Origin of the sequence: Nitratireductor thuwali (assembly GCF_036621415.1) — a bacterium.
GTDB lineage: Bacteria > Pseudomonadota > Alphaproteobacteria > Rhizobiales > Rhizobiaceae > Chelativorans > Chelativorans thuwali.
This window is the reverse complement of record NZ_CP030941.1, coordinates 3,155,403-3,172,087: the sequence shown is the minus strand read 5'-3', so window position 1 is coordinate 3,172,087 and position 16,685 is coordinate 3,155,403. Positions and strand designations below refer to the sequence as shown.

Below are 16,685 nucleotides of genomic sequence, written 5' to 3'. Positions count from 1 at the left end.
TGTCACTCAGCGCTCTGACACCAGCAGCTTGAAGCCCAAAGCCATCAAGATCGATCCGGCAAATCTCCTGACCCAACGACCTGCGGATTGAGATGTCCTGAAGAAGAGCGCAACCCTATCTGCAAAGACGACGCAGCCTACTTCCGCGACGGTGAAAATGAAGTTCGCGACAACACCGAAGACGACGATCTGAACCCAGATTGGAAGCGCCGCGTTCTGGTCCGAGAACTGGGGCAGGAATGCGATGAAAAAAAGAGCCGATTTTGGGTTTGTCAGCTCCACGATCAGGCTCTCCTTGAGCGCTCGAACGTGTGAATGCGGATGCTCTGCCAGGCGTTGGCGCGTGTCGATTTTGTCGGGCATCAGAAACTTGATGCCCAGCCAGAACAGGTAAGCGGCACCGACTATTTTAACGACAAGGTAGGCGACAGGAACGGCTTCCAGAACCAGGCTCAAGCCAAATGCCGCTGCAAAAATATGGACATAGCTGGCCAGGTGGGTTCCGATTGCTGAAAACCAGCCCGCTTTTCCGCCCCGCCCGATCGTTTGGGCGGCTATATACAGCATTCCGGGTCCTGGCGTGACGGACAGAACGACCGCTGCAGCCAGAAACGCCAACCAATATTCCAGACCCGGCATAAGGCACCTCAGCCTCTTTGCGCGCTATCGACGTCTGCCCGACGGGATCGGCAGGCCGACGACGGCAGATAAACCGGCGCTCGTTGCGGCGACGGTAGGTCCAAACAGATGAAGCCGCAAGGGCGAACAAGCGGCCGCTGGCGGCATCGACGCGCCGCCAGCCCCATCCAGCCCCCTACCCCTTGTCGCGCTGGAAAATCCAGTCGTGGTCCGGGTGGTTCTTGAAACGCCATTTGCGCAAGGGGCCGGCCATCACGTTGAGATAGTACATCTCGTAGCCATAGGGCGCGCCGCAGGGGTGGTGGCCGCGCGGGACCAGGGCGACGTCGTGGCTGGCGACCGCCATGGTCTCGTCCAGGCTGCCGTCCTCGGTGAAGACGCGCTGAAAGCCGAAGCCCTGTTCGGGGTTCAGGCGATGGTAATAGGTCTCCTCGAGATAGGTCATCTCGGGATAATTGTCCTCGTCGTGCCGGTGGGGCGGGTAGGAGGACCAGTTGCCGGCCGGCGTATAGACCTCGGTGACGAGCAGGCTGTCGGCGACGTCGCGGTTTTCCATCGCGATGTTGTGGATGAAGCGCGTATTGGCGCCCTTGCCGCGCTCCTCCAGGCTTATGCCGGCGGGGCCAATCACCTGGGCGTCGTGGCCGCCCTTGCCGGGGGCGCTGCAGACGGCCAGCGTGCATGCCGTGGTGGCGGTGGCGGTCCAGCCGGCGCCGTTGGGGATATAGACGGCGTGCGGCGGCAGGCGCTCGAACACGTCCATGCGCTCGCCCAACTCGCCGAAATCCTTGCCCGCCCCGGAGATTTCCGCCTTGCCCTCCACCAGCACGAGGATCACCTCGCTGTCGCCGGTCTCCTCCATGGCGGTCTCGCCGGGCGCGAGGCGGTAGAGCCCGAAGCCGACATAGCTCCAGCCGGCCGACCGCGGCGTGATATTATGGACCTTGCCGCTCGTTCCTGCGGGCTTGACCAGAAGGTCGGGCATGGCGGTCTCCTTACTCTTTTTTCACGTCGTCCGGCGTCTTGGCGATCAGAAGCACCCAGGCAGCATAGGCGCCGGCGCCGGTGAACAAAATGCCCCAGAAGGGCGCGCCGGAGACGAACTCGAACAGTCCCCAGCCGATGCAGATGGCGACCACGAGGACGCGCCGCCACAGCGGGCGGAAAAAGGGATGGCTTGCGTCGAGAAAGCTCATGCCGCGTCGGCCCGATCCAGCCCTGCATCCGTTGCTGCCTGCCTCAACGCCTTCAGGCCCATGGACTGATAAGCCACGGGGTCGGCCTTGAGCGGGTCCTGTTCGGCCTCGATCACCAGCCAGCCTTCATAACCGCCGCGCGCCAGCACCTTCAGCACCGGCGTGAATTCGATGCCGCCTTCCGCATCGCCCGGCACGGTGAACACGCCGCGCCTGACGCCTTCGAGGAAGGAAAGCCCCTCCGTCTCCACCTGCGCGCGGATGGCGGGGCGTACATTCTTGGCGTGGAAATGGCCGATGCGCCCGGCATAGGCCTCCGCCAGCTCCACGGGATCGGAGCCGCCGAACCAGGCATGGCCCGTATCGAGGAGAAGCTTTGTCGCCGGCCCCGTGCCCGCCATCAGCTTGCCGATCTCCTCGCGGTTCTCGACGATGGTGCCCATGTGGTGATGGTACACGAGGTCGATGCCCTGTTCGGCGCAGTATCGCGCAAGCGCCTCGACGCCGGCGCAGAATTGCGGCCATGAGGCCTCGGGCAGCACGGGCCGGTCGCGCAGCGCGACCGCGTCGTTGCCGTGAACGGCGTTCGAGGTCTCGCACACGATGCAGACCTTGCACCCATTGGCCTTGAGCATGTCGAGATGCGGCTGGATCGCCTTCTTCTCGGTCTCGATGTCGTTGACCAGCAGGTTGAGCGAGTGCCAGCCGGACACGAAAACCAGTCCATGGGCCGCCAGAGCGGCTTTCAACTCGGCGCCGTCGGCCGGCATCTTGTGGCCCTTCTCGATGCCGTCGAAGCCTATTTCCGCCGCCTCGCGCAGGCACTGCTCGAGCGGGATGTGCGCGCCGATGCTCTGATCGTCGTCATTGGACCAGGCAATGGGGTTGGTGCCGTAGCGGATCATTCAGTTTCTTTCTTTCAACATGGCTTCATATCTTTTGCGCGCCGCCCTTACTTCCTCGCGGTCAGAGGTTTCAGGCACCGCGACGTCCCACCAATGGCCGCCCGCCTCGGTGGAAGGATAGGGATCGGTGTCGATGACCACGACGAACGGACCGTCGGCCTCGCGCGCCTCGGCCAGCGCTCCTTCCAATTCGGCGACGGAGCCCGCCTTGCGCGCCGTCGCCCCCATCGAGGCGGCATGGCCCACGAAGTCGATCCGCGACGGGTTCGCATGCTGCGCGTGATCGAGCAGATTGTTGAACTCGGCGCCGCCGGTGCTCATCTGCAGCCGGTTGATGCAGCCATAGCCGCGATTGTCGGTGATGACGACGGTTATCTTGATCCCCATCATCACGGCGGTGGCCAGCTCCGAGTTCATCATCATGTAGGAGCCGTCGCCGACCATGACGATCACGTCGCGCGCCGGCTCGGCCATCTTGATGCCCATCCCGCCGGCGATCTCGTAGCCCATGCAGGAGTAGCCGTATTCCATGTGGTAGCTGCCGGGCCGCCCGGCCTTCCACAGCTTGTGCAGTTCGCCCGGCATGGTTCCCGCGGCGCACATCACCACGGTGTCCTCGCGGGCGGCGCGCTGCACCGCGCCGATCACCTGCATGTCGCTGGGCAGGGCGTTGCCGTCACCCGAAGGGGCCTGCGTCACCGCGTCGGCGGCGGCAAACCAGTTCGCCTTGAACGCCGGGTCCGGCGCTTGTGCCGTCCAGCCGCCCAGCCCCTTCGACAGGAGATCGAGCCCCACGCGCGCGTCGGCAACCAGCGGCTGGGCATCGTGCTTGTAGCCGTCATAGGGCTGGACATTGAGGGCCAGGAGCTTGCGCGACGGGTTCTTGAACAGCGCCCAGGAGCCGGTGGTGAAGTCCTGGAAGCGCGTGCCGACGCCGAAGACGAGATCGGCTTCGGCGCAGACCGCGTTGGCGCTTGCCGCACCCGTCACGCCCACCGGGCCGAGATTGAGCGGATGGTCCCAGGGCAGCGCCGATTTTCCGGCCTGGGTCTCGACGATGGGGATCGCGTGCTTTTCGGCAAAGGCCTTCAGCGTCTCGCAGGCGCCCGCATAATGCACGCCGCCGCCGGCGACGATGACGGGACGGCTGGAGGCGCGGATCGCCTCGACCGCCGCCGCAAGCTCCACCTCGTCGGGATGAGGCCTGCGCCGCCGCCATATCCTTTCCTCGAAAAAGCTTTCCGGCCAGTCATAGGCCTCGGCCTGCACGTCCTGGCAGAAGGCCAGCGTCACCGGCCCGCATTCGGCCGGGTCCGTCATGACGCGAAATGCGCGCGGCAGCGCCGTCAACAGATGCTCCGGCCGGCTGATCCGGTCGAAATAGCGCGAGACCGGGCGGAAGCAATCAGTGACGCTCACCGTGCCGTCGCCGAAATCCTCTACCTGCTGCAGCACGGGATCGGGCCCCCGATTGGCGAAGACATCGCCCGGCATGAACAGGACCGGCAGCCGGTTGACGTGGGCGAGCGCCGCCGCCGTCACCATGTTGGTGGCGCCGGGACCGATCGACGAGGTGACCGCCATCGCACGGCGGCGGCCAAGCTGCTTGGCATAGGCAATCGCGGCATGCGCCATGCCCTGCTCGTTATGGCCCCGCCAGGTCGGCAATATGTCGCGCGCCGCATACAGCGCCTCGCCAAGACCGGCGACATTGCCGTGCCCGAAGATCGCCCACATGCCGGCGATGAAGGGTTCGCCTTCCTCGTTCATCTGCGCGGCGATGTAGCGGGTAGCGGCCTGAGCGGCGGTCAGTCGGACGGTCTTCATGCTGCCTCCCCTTTTTTTAAGCGCCGTGCGTCCTTTTGGACGCACAAAGGACGCTGTAAAGCAATAAATCTAAGCATCGTGCTTTCCGAAAATCGATTCCGATTTTCGGGCCGATGCTGTGGCGCGCGCACGCGCCCTGTCCCAGACGGCGCAAAGCGCGGCGTATCTTTCGGCCATGTCGGAAACCGCTTCCTGATCGCCGATGTTCCCCGAAAACCATTTCCTGGCGGCATCGGCGAAAATGGTGCGGCCGACCGCGAAGCCCTTGACCAGGTCGAAGCCGGCGGCCACCGCGAAACTGTCCTCCAGTTCCTCCGCCGGCGCATCGAGGCCGAGGACGACGATACCACGGGTGTGGGGGTCGTTGCGATGGATGGCCTCGCAGGCCTTGCGCCAGGCCTCGCGCGATTTCATCGGTTCGAGCTTCCACCAATCGGGATAGACGCCGATCTCGTAGAACCGGTCGATGACGGCGGCGGCCGTCTCGTCGTCGCAGGCGGCGACTTTCGAGGGTATGATCTCCAGCAGCATTTCCAGGCGATTGCGCCGCGCCGCCGTGAAGAGCCGCTTGACCACGTCCTCCTGCTGCGCCTTGGTCGCTGCATCGTCGCCGGGGTGGTAGAAGCACAGCACCTTGACCACATGCTCCAGCGGCCATTCGACCAGACCGCCATAGTCCGGTCCGATCTCCGGCTCCAGGGTCAGCGGGCGCGAGCCCGGCCATTCGACGGGCCGGCCGATCCACAAGCCGGTGCCGGCGGCCTTGTAGAGCGCGTCGCGGCCATGCCGCCCGTCGCACAGGATGCCATAGCCCGGCTTGCCGCCTGCCACGCGGCGCACGGCTTCAAGGCACAGCGCCTTGAACGCGCCGATGCGCGCCGGATCGGCTCCCGCCTCCCCGGCGATCTCCTCGAGCTGCATGCGGTGGTCGAAGGCGAACACCCGCATCTGCGACCAGTCGCCCTTGCGGTTGGTGGCCCAATGCACCTGCTCGAGTGCGGCATCCTTGCGCAGGGCGCGGTTGCGGACGCCCTTGTCGCGCGTGATGGCGCGGAAGAAATACTGCAACTCCTCCCATGAGGGATATGCCGGCGCGCAGCCGTGGCGCGATACGGCAAAGGCGCCGCAGGCATTGGCGTATTTGAGCGCCGTCGGCCAGTCCTCGCCGGTGAGCCAGCCCTTGAGCAGGCCCGACATGAACCCGTCTCCGGCGCCCAACACGTTGAACACCTCGATGGGAAACCCCTCGCCCGCCTCGCCTTCGTCAAGCGTATCGGGAATGGCCCCGGCAAAGGCCGCGGCCCCCATCGGTCCCCGCTTGCACACCAGCACCGCCGGCGTCAGCCGGCGCACCGCGCGCAGCGCCTCGATGGTGTCCGTGGAGCCGCCGGCGATGTGGAACTCCTCCTCGGTGCCGACGATGAGATCGAAAAGGCCGAGCGTGCCCTGCAGCTTCGCCGTCACGCGCTCGGAGGCGATAAAGCGGCTTTCGCCGGCGCCATGGCCGGCAAGCCCCCAGAGATTGGGACGGTAGTCGATGTCGAGCGCGGTCTTGCCGCCCGTCTCGCGCGCCAGCCTCAGGGCCTTGAGGACGGCCGCCTCGGTGCGCGGATGGGAAAGATGGGTGCCGGTGGCGCAGACACAGCGCGCCTCGGCGATGAAGTCGGGATCGATATCGCTCTCGTCCAGCGCCATGTCGGCGCAGTTCTCGCGATAGAAGATCAGCGGGAACTGCTCCTGGTCGCGGATGCCGAGCAGCACCAGCGCCGTCAGCCTCTCGGGATCGGTGACGAGGCCCCGCACATCCACGCCCTCACGCGCCAGCTCCTCGCGAATGAAACGGCCCATATGCTCGTCGCCGACACGGCTGATCAGCGCCGATTTCAGGCCCAGCCGCGCGGTGCCGGCGGCGATGTTGGTGGGCGAGCCGCCGATATATTTGTTGAAGGAGCCCATGTCCTCCAGCCGCCCGCCGACCTGCGCGCCATAAAGGTCAACCGAGGAACGGCCTATGGTGATGAGGTCGAGCGGCTTCATCCTGTTCTCCTCCGTTGTCGACGCGGACGCCCGGCACGTCTGTTCCGCGCCAAAGGCTGTTGCGAAAGGACGTCAGGCGGCTCTCCTCCAGCCCCGGGACCATCCGACCGGCGAAGACACACTCAGCCGGCGCCAATAATGGAAGATATGTTCCATTTCTAGGAAAAAATCAATCATCAAATTCCATTTTAGGCGCGCCTGATAGTCCCCACGGAGACCACCAGCGCCATCGCCAGCGACAGCGTCGCCGAGAGGGAGCGGAAGTCGCCGAAGTCGGCTTCGGAGATTGTCAGAAGCAGCGGCGTCACCGGCCGCAGGGGGCTCGCAAGCGAATCGGTGATGGCGACGACCCCTGCGCCGGCCCGGCGCGCGACATCGGCCAGTTCGACCGTCTCGTGCGTATAGGGCGCAAAGGTGATGGCAATGACGGCGTCGCCCCTGCGGATGGCATGCCGGCTGTCGAGCTTGCCGACGCTGTCGTGGAGCATCGTCGGCACGTCCATCTTCTCGAAGGCATAGGCGAGATAGGCGGCGACGGAGAAGGCACGGCGCATGCCGACGATATGCACCATCTGCGCCTCGGCGAGCATCTTGATGGCCGCATCGAGCGTGCGCGGATCGATCGTCTTGACCAGGTTTTCCAGCGAGTGACGTCCGGCCTCGATGAACTCGGCCAGCAGCGCGGACGGGCTGCCCGCCCCGCTTTCGCGCAGCTTTTCCAGGCGGGTCGAATAATCCGGCCAGTTCTGCGAATAGTTCTCCCGGAAAAGGCGCTGCATCTGGGAATAGCCCGAAAAGCCCAGAACCTGGCAGAAGCGCATGAAGGCCGAAGGCTTGACGCCCGCGCCCTCGGCCATTTCCGCCACGGTGGAAACGGCGATGCGGTCGGGATTGGCGGCGACGAAGTCGGCGCATTGGCGCAGCCGTTTCGGCAGGTCGCCGGAGATGTCGAGCATCCGGTCCATCAGTTCTTCCACCGTCGCCGGTGCAGGGGAGGCGTCCATCGGAGGGTCTTTCATTCAGCTTGACAAATGGTCCATCACGATCTTACGCGTTTGGAATAAAAATTCCAAGCGTCGCCACCCCAAGGATATGAGGAAGGTTGTCATGGCAGATATCGGCGTGGGCCTGATCGGCACCGGCTTCATGGGCAAGGCGCATGCGCTGGCCTATCGCGCGGCCAAGGCCGTGCTCGGCGACGTTCCCGAGGCCCGGCTGGAACTCCTGTGCGACACCCCGGCGGAGCGCGCCCGGCAGATGGCCGGGCAGTTCGGCTTCGCACGGTGCACGGACGATTGGCGCAGCCTGGTGGAGGATGCGAAGGTCGATCTCGTGTCGATCACCACGCCGAACCGGATGCACCGCGAGATGGCGCTGGCGGCGATCGGGGCGGGAAAGCACGTTCATTGCGAAAAGCCCATGGGGCTGACCCTGGCCGAGGCCGAGGAGATGGCCGAGGCCGCAAGGCGGGCGGGCGTGAAGACCATGGTCGGCTACAATTACATCAAGAACCCGGCCTTCCTCCACGCCCAGCGCCTGGTGCGGGACGGCGCGATCGGCAGGCCCGTCCATTTTCGCGGCTGGGTCGACGAGGACTACCAGGCCGACCCCGACCTGCCGTGGACCTGGCGGGCCCGGTTGGACGAGGCCGGGCTTGGGGCGCTCGGCGATCTCGGCTGCCATCTGGTCTCCATGGCCCATGGGCTGATGGGGCCGGTGGAAAGCCTCGTCGCCGACATGCAGACGATCCACGAGACCCGCCCGCTGGAAGGCGGCGCCGGGCACGGCAAGGTCGAGAACGAGGACACCGCCACCGCGCTGGTGCGGTTTCGCGGCGGCGCCCATGGCTCGCTGTCGACGTCGCGCTCGGCATGGGGCCGCAAGAACAGGCTCGGCTTCGAGGTGCACGGCACCACGGGCATGATCGTCTTCGACCAGGAGCGCATGAACGAACTGCAGATATACCGGAACGAAGGCCCCGCCGGCGAGCAAGGCTTCAAGACCATCCTCACCGGTCCGGCGCACCCGCCCTACGGCCATTTCTGCCCCGCGCCCGGCCACCAGCTCGGCATCAACGACCTCAAGGTCCTGGAAGCAGGCGCTTTCCTGCGGTGGATCGGCGGCGGCGAAAAGTCCGGGCCCGACTTCGCCGACGCGCTGGAGTTCGAGAAAATCATCCACGCCATCGCCACCTCGGCACGGCAGGGGCGGCGGCTGGTTGTCTGACTATACTCAGCCAATCAGCTTGTCGTAGTCCGCATGGCTACCGATCCAAATCCAGACCAGCCCGTCGTCATCTTCGATCGCCAAGGCGCGGTGATTACGGCTGACGCGCGCAGACCACAGCTCTCCCACCTTCTTCAATCTGAGGGAGCGGTGGCGCGGGTTTGTTCTCAATAGCACGAAGGCTTTGCCGCTTGTTTACGAACGTCTTGCGGCAGGGCGCCATAGGCTTGCCAGAAGCTAGCCGTCGCCCGGTTGTTCACAGCGGTTTTGTCTTACCGGCCGCGATCTCCGCACGGGCATCCGCGACCAGCCTGTCAAGCCGACCTGCCTTCACGCCGCCCTCCATCTGATGGTCCCAGCGTTCCCAACGCAGTTCATCGAACCACTCGGCGAAGGATTTCAGTTCCTCATCCGAAAGGGAAGCGACGGACCGTTCAATCTGTTCAAGCTTCATCATATGTGGAAGATAGCATGGAGCGGGCAAGGAGCAAGAGCGCAGGCGCTCTTGCTCCAACCGAAGCACCGGGAGATGCTCTATCCCATCACCTCCGAAACCTTCACCGCGCGCCCTTCCCTCACCGAGCGCAGCGCGGCATCGGCAAGCGCCAGCGCGATCAGCCCGTCGCGCCCCGACGGCGAGATCGCGGCACCGCTTGAGATCGCCGCGATGAACGCGGCTATCTCGGCCGCATAGGCTTCGGTGTAGCGGGTCATGAAGAAATCGTGCAGCGGCGGGCGGGTGAAGCCCGTCTCGTTGGCGATCTCGATGGAAACAGGGCGCTGGTTTTCCGCCGCGATCGCACCTTTGGAGCCCAGCACCTCGATGCGCTGATCATAGCCATAGGTGGCGCGGCGCGAGTTGGAGATGGCGCACTGCTTGCCGGATGCCGTGGTCAGGATGAGGGAGACGCTGTCATGATCGCCGAGCTTGCCGATTTCCGGATCGACCAGCACGGATGCGGTCGCGAACACCGTCTCCGGCTCCTCGCCCAGGAGAAAGCGCGCCATGTCGAAATCGTGGATCGTCATGTCGCGCAGGATGCCGCCCGAGGATTTGATATAATCCGCCGGCGGCGGGGCCGGATCGCGCGAGGTGATCTGCACCATCTCGACCGGGCCGATCCTGCCTTCGTCGATGGCCGCGCGCACGGCCGAAAAATGCGGATCGAAGCGGCGATTGAAGCCGACCATCAGCACCGCGCCCGTTTCCTCCACGACAGAAAGGCAGCGCTTCACGCGGGCGAGGTCAAGGTCGATGGGCTTTTCGCAGAACACCGCCTTGCCGGCGCGGGCGAAGCGCTCGATGAGGTCAGCATGGGTGTTGGTCGGGGTGCAGATCACCACGGCGTCGACATCGGCCGCCGCCTCGATCTCGTCGATGGAGCGGACGGCGCAGCCATAGGTTCCGGCGATGCCTTGCGCGGCCTCGGCAAAGGCATCGGCCACGGCAACGAGCTTGGCGTCGGCATTCCCGGCAATCGCCTTGGCGTGGACCTTGCCGATGCGGCCGGCGCCGAGAAGAGCAAATTTTACGGTCATGGGGTTCTCTTTATAACGTCTTTGAGGGGTCGAAAACAGGCTCTGCGGGCCGCTATTCGGGATAGGCTCCCGCAACGTTCTGGTCGCAGTCGATGATCGCGCCGGTCATGACGCCGGACTGCGGCGACAGGAGGAACGTGGCAAGCGGCGCGACCTGATCCGGTTTGACCAGCTGGCCGAAGGGCTGTTCGGCCTCGGCCAGTTCCAGCCAGTTGTCCGGCGCGTCATGATGGCGTTTCTGGGTCGCGTCCTCGCCCGGCGTGTCCATCCACCCGCAGGCGATGGCGTTGCAGCGGATGCGGTCGCGGCGATGCGCCTGCGCCGTATTCCTGGTGATGTTCGCAAGAGCCGCCTTGGAGGCGGAATAAGGCGCAAGATAGGACTGGCCGCAATGGATCACCATGGACACGATGTTGACGATCGACGCCTCGATCCCGTGATGGCGCGCCTGCCAGACGAAAGCCTGCATGGTGAAGAAGGGTCCGCGCGCATTGACGTCCATCAGCCTGGCCCAGACCTCCGGCGTGGTATCGAGCAAGGATCCGCGGTCGCATGCCGCGGCGGCGTTGACCAGCGCGTTGAGCGGACCGATGAGCGCGCCGGACTGTTCGATCACGCCATGGCAGTCGTCGAGATTGCCAAGATCGGCGGCAACGAAATGGGCATCGCAGCCAAGTACGGCCAAAGCAGCGGCCGCCTCGGCGCCTTTTGCCCGGTCGCGCCCGCTAAGGACGATGGCCCGGCAGCCTTCCTCCACCAACTGCCGCGCAATGGCAAAACCCAGTCCCTGGGTGCCCCCGACGATGACTGCGCGTGTGTGTGCGTTTCGCATGATGCGCTCTCTGTTGCGCCTGCCGATGTCAGCGGCCGAGGCCGGGAAGGAATGAAGGCCGGCGACGCCCGGAGGCGCCGCCGTGGGAGGATCAGATGTAGCTTGCGTTTTCGTGCACGCCCGACTGCACGCCGGTGATGAGGGAGACGACCTCGTTTCCGTCGGTCTTATCGGCCTCCAGCATTCCGGCGATGCGGCCCCGGCGGAAGACCCAGATCTTGTCGACCAGATTGAACACCTGGCGCAGATTGTGGCTGACCAGGATCAGCGGGATGCCGCGCTCCTTCAGATTGCGGATGATGTTCTCCACCTGCGTCGTCTCCTGCACGCCGAGCGCGGCCGTGGGCTCGTCCATGAGGATGAGCTTGGAGGCGAAGCTGGCGGCGCGGCTGATGGCCACGCACTGGCGCTGGCCGCCCGACATGTTGGCGATCGAATTGTGCAGGTTGGGGATCTTCACGCCGGTCTTCTCCAGCGCCTCGCGCGAGCGCTGGTACATCTTGCGCTGGTTGAGGAAGCTGAAGGGGCCGAGGTTGAAATAGACCTCCTCGCGGCCGAGAAAGATGTTGGACGGCACGTCGAGGTCGTCGGCCAGCGCCAGGTTCTGGAACACCGCCTCGATGCCGACCTCGCGCGCGGCGACCGGATTGTGGAACTCCACCTCCTTGCCCTCGAACAGGATGCGCCCTCTGGTCGGCTGCTCGACGCCGGTGATCTGGCGGACGAAGGTCGACTTTCCCGCCCCGTTGTCGCCCACGATGGCCACGTGCTCGCCTTCGTAGAGCTCGAAATCCGCGTCCTCCAGCGCATGCACGCCGCCATAATGCTTGGTGAGACCCTCGGTCTTGAGGATGATCTTGCGGTCCGTGTTCATCTGTTTCCTCCCTTTGCGCCGGAGCCTGGCTCAGCGCGAGGCTGCGCGCATGCGCTGCCGGTAGACGTCTGCGACCACGGCGGCGACGATGATCGCGCCCTTGATCATCTCCTGGTAGTAGGCATCCAGCCTCAGGAAGGTGAATCCGGAGATGATGACGCCGAAAATGACGGCGCCGATGAGCGTGCCGACGATGGAGCCGCGCCCGCCGGAAAGCGACACGCCGCCGATGACCGCCATGGCGATGGCGTCGAGCTCGTACATGATGCCCATGCCGGCCTGGGCGGTCAGCCCGCGCGCGGCGACGACGATGCCGGCCAGCGCGGCCAGAAGACCGGCGATGGCGTAGACGAGCACGAGATGGCGCTCGACATTGATGCCGGACATGCGCGCGGCCTGCTCGTTGGAGCCGATCGCATAGGTATGCTTGCCATAGACTGTGTATTTCAGTGCGATGTGGAACAGCGCCGCGACCGCCAGGAATATGATGACGGGCGTCATGCCCTGGCCGAGCGAGGCAAAGCTGTCGGTCGGGAAGGAGACGGGCTGGCCCTTCGTATACCACTTGGCCACGCCGCGCGCCGTCACCATCATGCCGAGTGTGGCGATAAACGGCGGTATTCTGGTGAACGCGATCAGCAAGCCGTTGATCAGGCCGGCGATAAGGCCGCAGCTCAGGCCTATGAGCAGGGGGATGATGACCGGCAGATCGGTCCATTCGGGATAGACGGCGCGGGGGTAGGTGCTCACCTGGGCAAAGCTCATGGCGACCATGGCGGTCGCGCCCGCCACCGAGCCCGATGACAGATCGATGCCGCCGGTGATGATGACCTGGGTGACGCCGATGGCGATGATGCCGATGACGGCCACTTGCAGGATCATGATCGAGAGGCGCTGCGGGTTGAAAAGAAAGCTCTGCCCCTGCAGCATCCAGCCGAGAATCTCGAAGATCAGGGCGATGCCCACCAGACCGAGCAGCGCGTTGAGTTCATGGGAACGCGGCCGCTTGTGGGTTTCATCCGGTTTTCCGGGCGTTATCGCCTGTGCCTGGTTTGCCATCGCTTTTGTCCATCCTGAAGCGCCGGCCACGTTCCTGCATCGAGCAGGTCAAGCACTTGCGTGCCGGCTGCCGTCCCGCGCCGTAAGACGCGGAGACCGTTGGAGAGATTGCGAGGCTCCGGCCGGAGACAATGCGCGTCCGGCGGATGCCTTGCAGTTCGCAGCGCCGTGCGTCCTGTCGGACATCGGCGGCGCTGCGAATACCCGTTCTTCCACGCGCCGGTCGTTGCCGGGACCTATTTTTGTCCCGCAAGCGGCGCCCCGGCCCGATCAGTTCTTGGTGGCGAACTGATCCATGTTTTCGGGCGTGACCAGTTGGAAAGGAATGTACACCTTCTGGTCCACTTCCTCGCCACTCGCCAGCTTCAAAGCCGCATCGACCGCGCCTTTGCCCTGGCCTGCCGCGTCCTGGAAGACAGTGACGTCGAGGTCGCCCGCCGCCATCGCGGCCAGCGCGTCCTGGGTCGCATCGACGCCGCCGACAAGCATTTCGTCCATGGAAATGCCGGCGGCCTTCATGGCCTGGATCGCTCCGAGAGCCATCTCGTCATTGTTGGAGACGACCGCGTCGAACTCCAGCCCGGCGGAAAGCCAGTTGGTCATCAGGTCGGCCGCCTCCGTGCGGTTCCAGTTGGCCGTCTGCTCCTCGACGATCTCCATGAAAGAGCACTCTTCCGTGGCGATCACGTCGTGCACGTCCTGGGTGCGCATGCGGGCGGCCTGGTTGGAAAGCTCGCCCATCATGACGACGATCTTGGCGCCGTCGCCCTTGCCCTGCTCCTTGAGAAGACGGCAGATTTCCTGCGTCTCCAGGGTGCCGGACTCGCGCTCATCGGATGCGACGAAAGCCTGGTTGTCGGGCAGGTCGTCGACATTGACGGGCTCGCGATTGACATAGACCAGCGGCACGCCCGCATCCGCGGCGGCCTTGGTCATGGCCACGGTGGCGTCGGTGTCGACCGGGTTGACGATCACCGCGTCCACACCCGAAGCGATGAAGTTCTGGATCTGGTTGAGCTGCTTTCCGACGTCGTTCTGCGCATCCTCGATCTGCAGGTCGACGCCATCCAGCTCTCCAGCGTAATCCTGCATGCCGTTGCGCAGAACCGTCAGGAAGTTGTCGTCGAACAAAGCCATCGAGACGCCGATCTTCTCGGCCATGGCCGAGCTCGTCATCAGCGCCGAAAGGGCTGCACCAAGCAAAAGTTTCTTCATTGATTTCTCCTCCACATTGGGTGCCCGGCATCACCCGAACCAGACCGGATTCCCTCCCAGGGGATTTTCCAGAGCGTTTACAGTGGCTTGCCCATCCCGCACCTGCTTTCGCGTCGTGCGACTCTCAACGAAAATGGAACACAGCCACCATAAATCGCTCAATATGTAATTTTTATTCCATTTTCTACGCCGCCGTCAAGCGCTATTCTATTTTCCGGAACGGCCGTGCCCCGGAAGCGTCAAACCCGCGCCGGCGCAAGCGCATCCCGCTCGATAAGGCTGATGCTGGCGGCAAGCGCGGTTTCCAGCTCTGCCTCCCGGTGGACCAGTTCGGAAAACGGCTCGAACGAGAAGAACCCGTCATATCCGCCCGCCAGGAGGGCGCGGATCTGCGCCGCGTTGCCCAGCCGGTCGTGCTCGTCGACCAGGATGCGGTGGCCGTCGCGCATGTCCGGCACCGCGACCGAAGGATCTCCCACGCCCGAAATATGAACGAGGCCGGTGTCGAGCGGAAACAGCGCCTCCTCTCCGGCCAGGAAGTGATGGAAAGTGTCGTGAACGAGGCTGAAAACGCTTTCGGCCTGGAGCGCGCGGATGGCCTCCAGCGCCTCCGATTTCAGCCGCAGCGAGCAGACCTCGAAACCCAGCGGCTCGACCAGCCCGCGAATGCCGGCGTCCTCCAATATGGGGCGCAGCGCCTTGAGCGCGATGCGCAGATTGGCCTGGCGCTCGCCGTTCGCACGGCCCGTTCCGTCGTTGCCGGGGACGAGGACCAGCGCCTGCGCACCGCAATCGCGGGCATAGGCGGCAAGCTCACGCGCCTCGCGCTCGCGTTCGGGCGTCCACGCGTTGAAGCGCTGCAGGGCGTTGATCGACAGGATGCGCAGGCCGCGTTCCCCGGCGGCCCGCTTGATCTGCGCGGCGGGGGCGCCATCCACGATCGCATTGCCGGCGAGGTCGTTGCGGATTTCCACGCCCCGGACGCCGACAGAAGATGCGAGATCGAAAAATTCCGTTGCCGACCTGCTCGGCGCGCACATGTGGTTGAGCGCGAACCGGGACGTAAATGCTGACATGCAGGCCTCCCTGACCCTTTCGATAGTCGATGACCGGAAGCATGAAGAGAGGCAGCAGGACGGTCAACGCGGATGTGCGATGAAACCTGTCATTCATGATAGATTCTCATCGCATACCGGACGCCCTTGCGGGCGTTGCGTCAAAGGCTCTCGGCCACATGGATCGCCATCGGCAGGAAAAGCTGGCCCGGCGGATCCGCGGGACCGGATTTGGCCGCTCCGATCATCAGGCTGATCAAGGCCCGGGCCATGGCCGAGGGCCGCGTCGAAAGGGCCGCGATCAAAAGCCCCTCCTGCAGCGCCAGGGTGGAATCGGCGGTGAGCTCGTTGACCACCACCGACGGACGCGGGGCTTGCGCGGCCGTTTCCCGCAATGCGGTTATGGCGCCTTCCATGCCGCCGCCGGCCACGTAGAATCCGGCAAGGTCGGGATGACGCGAAAGCAGGCTCAGCGTCGCCTCGTAGGTGACCTGGCGGGTCTCCAGGTTGACGAGCGTTTCGAGTATCTCGAACTGCGGCGCGTATTCGCGAAAGAAGCTGCGGAAGCCGGTCTCGCGCAACTCGTGGCCATGCCAGCGGTGGCTGCCCACGAAGATCGCCACCTTGCCCGGTCTCGGCGCGGTGCGGGCGATGAACCACGCCGCGGTGCGCCCGACTTTCATGTTGTTCAGCCCGACATAGCTCTCGCGCACGCCCTGGGCGAAATCCGACAGAAGCGAAAAGACCGGCGTTCCTTCCGCCCGAAGCGCCTCGACGGTCTGCGTCACCAGATGATGGTCGAGGCTGGTGGCCGCGATGGCGTCGCAGCGACCGGCCAGCGCCCGCATCGCCTCGCAGACTTCCGCCGGCGTCTGGTTGCGCACGAAAGCGATATGGGCCCTGCCCTGGATGTCGCGGCGCGCGGCGACCGCCTCTTCCAGCGCACGGGCCATTGCCTGATAGAAGGGCTGCGTCTCCTTTTGCAGGACGAAGCCGAAATCCATTCTCGGCAGATCGGCGGTGATGCGCTGGTGAATGAGGGCGGCGGCGTGGTAGCCGATCTCGCTCGCCGCCTCATAGACGCGGCGGGCCGTCTCCTCGCGCACCCGATGGCGGCCGTTCAGGACGCGGTCGACGGTGGCCACGCTCACGCCTGCCTTGCGGGCAAGATCGGCAATGGTGGGGCGGCGGGCCATGTCGTTCTCCCCGCTGAGGAATTCACATCATGCTTTTACGCATATCATGATAGGAAATGAAAGAAAAACTTTCATTCTGCTTGAG

At 64.8% G+C, this 16,685-nt stretch carries 17 protein-coding genes; 1 reads left to right on the top strand and 16 read right to left on the bottom strand.

Features of this window, described 5'->3' with window-relative positions; genetic code table 11:
- Positions 1 to 6 precede the first annotated feature (6 nt).
- From NTH_RS15355 to NTH_RS15325, 7 genes are all read right to left on the bottom strand, one after another.
- On the bottom strand, positions 7 to 639 hold the full coding sequence (locus NTH_RS15355; RefSeq protein WP_338530831.1) for a LysE family translocator: 633 nt from the start codon (positions 637 to 639) through the stop codon (positions 7 to 9).
- A gap of 175 nt (positions 640 to 814) precedes the next feature.
- Positions 815 to 1,624 carry a 5-deoxy-glucuronate isomerase gene (gene iolB / locus NTH_RS15350; protein WP_338530830.1) on the bottom strand — a complete coding sequence of 270 codons (810 nt, stop codon included), beginning with the start codon at positions 1,622 to 1,624 and terminating at the stop codon, positions 815 to 817.
- A gap of 10 nt (positions 1,625 to 1,634) precedes the next feature.
- Positions 1,635 to 1,835, bottom strand: a complete 201-nt coding sequence (locus tag NTH_RS15345; protein ID WP_338530829.1) for a DUF3329 domain-containing protein — start codon at positions 1,833 to 1,835, stop codon at positions 1,635 to 1,637.
- The gene (iolE, locus tag NTH_RS15340; RefSeq protein ID WP_338530828.1) at positions 1,832 to 2,740 is read right to left on the bottom strand and encodes a myo-inosose-2 dehydratase; all 909 of its coding nucleotides are present in this window, start codon (positions 2,738 to 2,740) and stop codon (positions 1,832 to 1,834) included. The genes NTH_RS15345 and iolE overlap by 4 nt, the downstream gene beginning before the upstream one ends.
- Positions 2,741 to 4,567, bottom strand: coding sequence for a 3D-(3,5/4)-trihydroxycyclohexane-1,2-dione acylhydrolase (decyclizing) (gene iolD / locus NTH_RS15335; protein ID WP_338530827.1), 1,827 nt, complete (start codon positions 4,565 to 4,567; stop codon positions 2,741 to 2,743).
- A 69-nt stretch (positions 4,568 to 4,636) separates the two neighbouring features.
- Complete coding sequence (locus tag NTH_RS15330) at positions 4,637 to 6,604, bottom strand: bifunctional 5-dehydro-2-deoxygluconokinase/5-dehydro-2-deoxyphosphogluconate aldolase (RefSeq protein ID WP_338530826.1); 1,968 nt, start codon at positions 6,602 to 6,604, stop codon at positions 4,637 to 4,639.
- A 188-nt stretch (positions 6,605 to 6,792) separates the two neighbouring features.
- Positions 6,793 to 7,608 carry a MurR/RpiR family transcriptional regulator gene (locus tag NTH_RS15325; protein ID WP_338530825.1) on the bottom strand — a complete coding sequence of 272 codons (816 nt, stop codon included), beginning with the start codon at positions 7,606 to 7,608 and terminating at the stop codon, positions 6,793 to 6,795.
- A gap of 103 nt (positions 7,609 to 7,711) precedes the next feature.
- Here NTH_RS15325 and NTH_RS15320 point away from each other — a divergent pair, with 103 nt between their 5' ends.
- Positions 7,712 to 8,830, top strand: coding sequence for a Gfo/Idh/MocA family protein (locus NTH_RS15320; protein ID WP_338530824.1), 1,119 nt, complete (start codon positions 7,712 to 7,714; stop codon positions 8,828 to 8,830).
- Between the two features lie 6 nt (positions 8,831 to 8,836).
- On the opposite strand, the gene NTH_RS23150 is transcribed toward NTH_RS15320, so the two are convergent.
- The 9 genes from NTH_RS23150 to NTH_RS15280 form a co-directional block, all read right to left on the bottom strand.
- Positions 8,837 to 8,959, bottom strand: coding sequence for a hypothetical protein (locus tag NTH_RS23150; RefSeq protein WP_422392441.1), 123 nt, complete (start codon positions 8,957 to 8,959; stop codon positions 8,837 to 8,839).
- 127 nt (positions 8,960 to 9,086) lie between these two features.
- Positions 9,087 to 9,287 carry a hypothetical protein gene (locus NTH_RS15315; protein WP_338530823.1) on the bottom strand — a complete coding sequence of 67 codons (201 nt, stop codon included), beginning with the start codon at positions 9,285 to 9,287 and terminating at the stop codon, positions 9,087 to 9,089.
- A gap of 77 nt (positions 9,288 to 9,364) precedes the next feature.
- Entirely contained in the window at positions 9,365 to 10,369 is a 1,005-nt protein-coding gene (iolG, locus tag NTH_RS15310; RefSeq protein ID WP_338530822.1) for an inositol 2-dehydrogenase, read from the bottom strand.
- Between the two features lie 52 nt (positions 10,370 to 10,421).
- Positions 10,422 to 11,201, bottom strand: a complete 780-nt coding sequence (locus NTH_RS15305; RefSeq protein ID WP_338530821.1) for an SDR family oxidoreductase — start codon at positions 11,199 to 11,201, stop codon at positions 10,422 to 10,424.
- A gap of 91 nt (positions 11,202 to 11,292) precedes the next feature.
- On the bottom strand, positions 11,293 to 12,075 hold the full coding sequence (locus NTH_RS15300) for an ATP-binding cassette domain-containing protein (RefSeq protein WP_338530820.1): 783 nt from the start codon (positions 12,073 to 12,075) through the stop codon (positions 11,293 to 11,295).
- 30 nt (positions 12,076 to 12,105) lie between these two features.
- The gene (locus tag NTH_RS15295) at positions 12,106 to 13,134 is read right to left on the bottom strand and encodes an ABC transporter permease (RefSeq protein WP_338530819.1); all 1,029 of its coding nucleotides are present in this window, start codon (positions 13,132 to 13,134) and stop codon (positions 12,106 to 12,108) included.
- A gap of 270 nt (positions 13,135 to 13,404) precedes the next feature.
- A complete protein-coding gene (locus NTH_RS15290) occupies positions 13,405 to 14,349 on the bottom strand; it encodes a sugar ABC transporter substrate-binding protein (RefSeq protein WP_338530818.1) in 945 nt (314 codons plus the stop codon).
- Between the two features lie 239 nt (positions 14,350 to 14,588).
- Positions 14,589 to 15,425, bottom strand: a complete 837-nt coding sequence (locus NTH_RS15285; protein ID WP_338530817.1) for a TIM barrel protein — start codon at positions 15,423 to 15,425, stop codon at positions 14,589 to 14,591.
- 140 nt (positions 15,426 to 15,565) lie between these two features.
- The gene (locus NTH_RS15280; RefSeq protein WP_338530816.1) at positions 15,566 to 16,600 is read right to left on the bottom strand and encodes a LacI family DNA-binding transcriptional regulator; all 1,035 of its coding nucleotides are present in this window, start codon (positions 16,598 to 16,600) and stop codon (positions 15,566 to 15,568) included.
- Positions 16,601 to 16,685 lie beyond the last annotated feature (85 nt).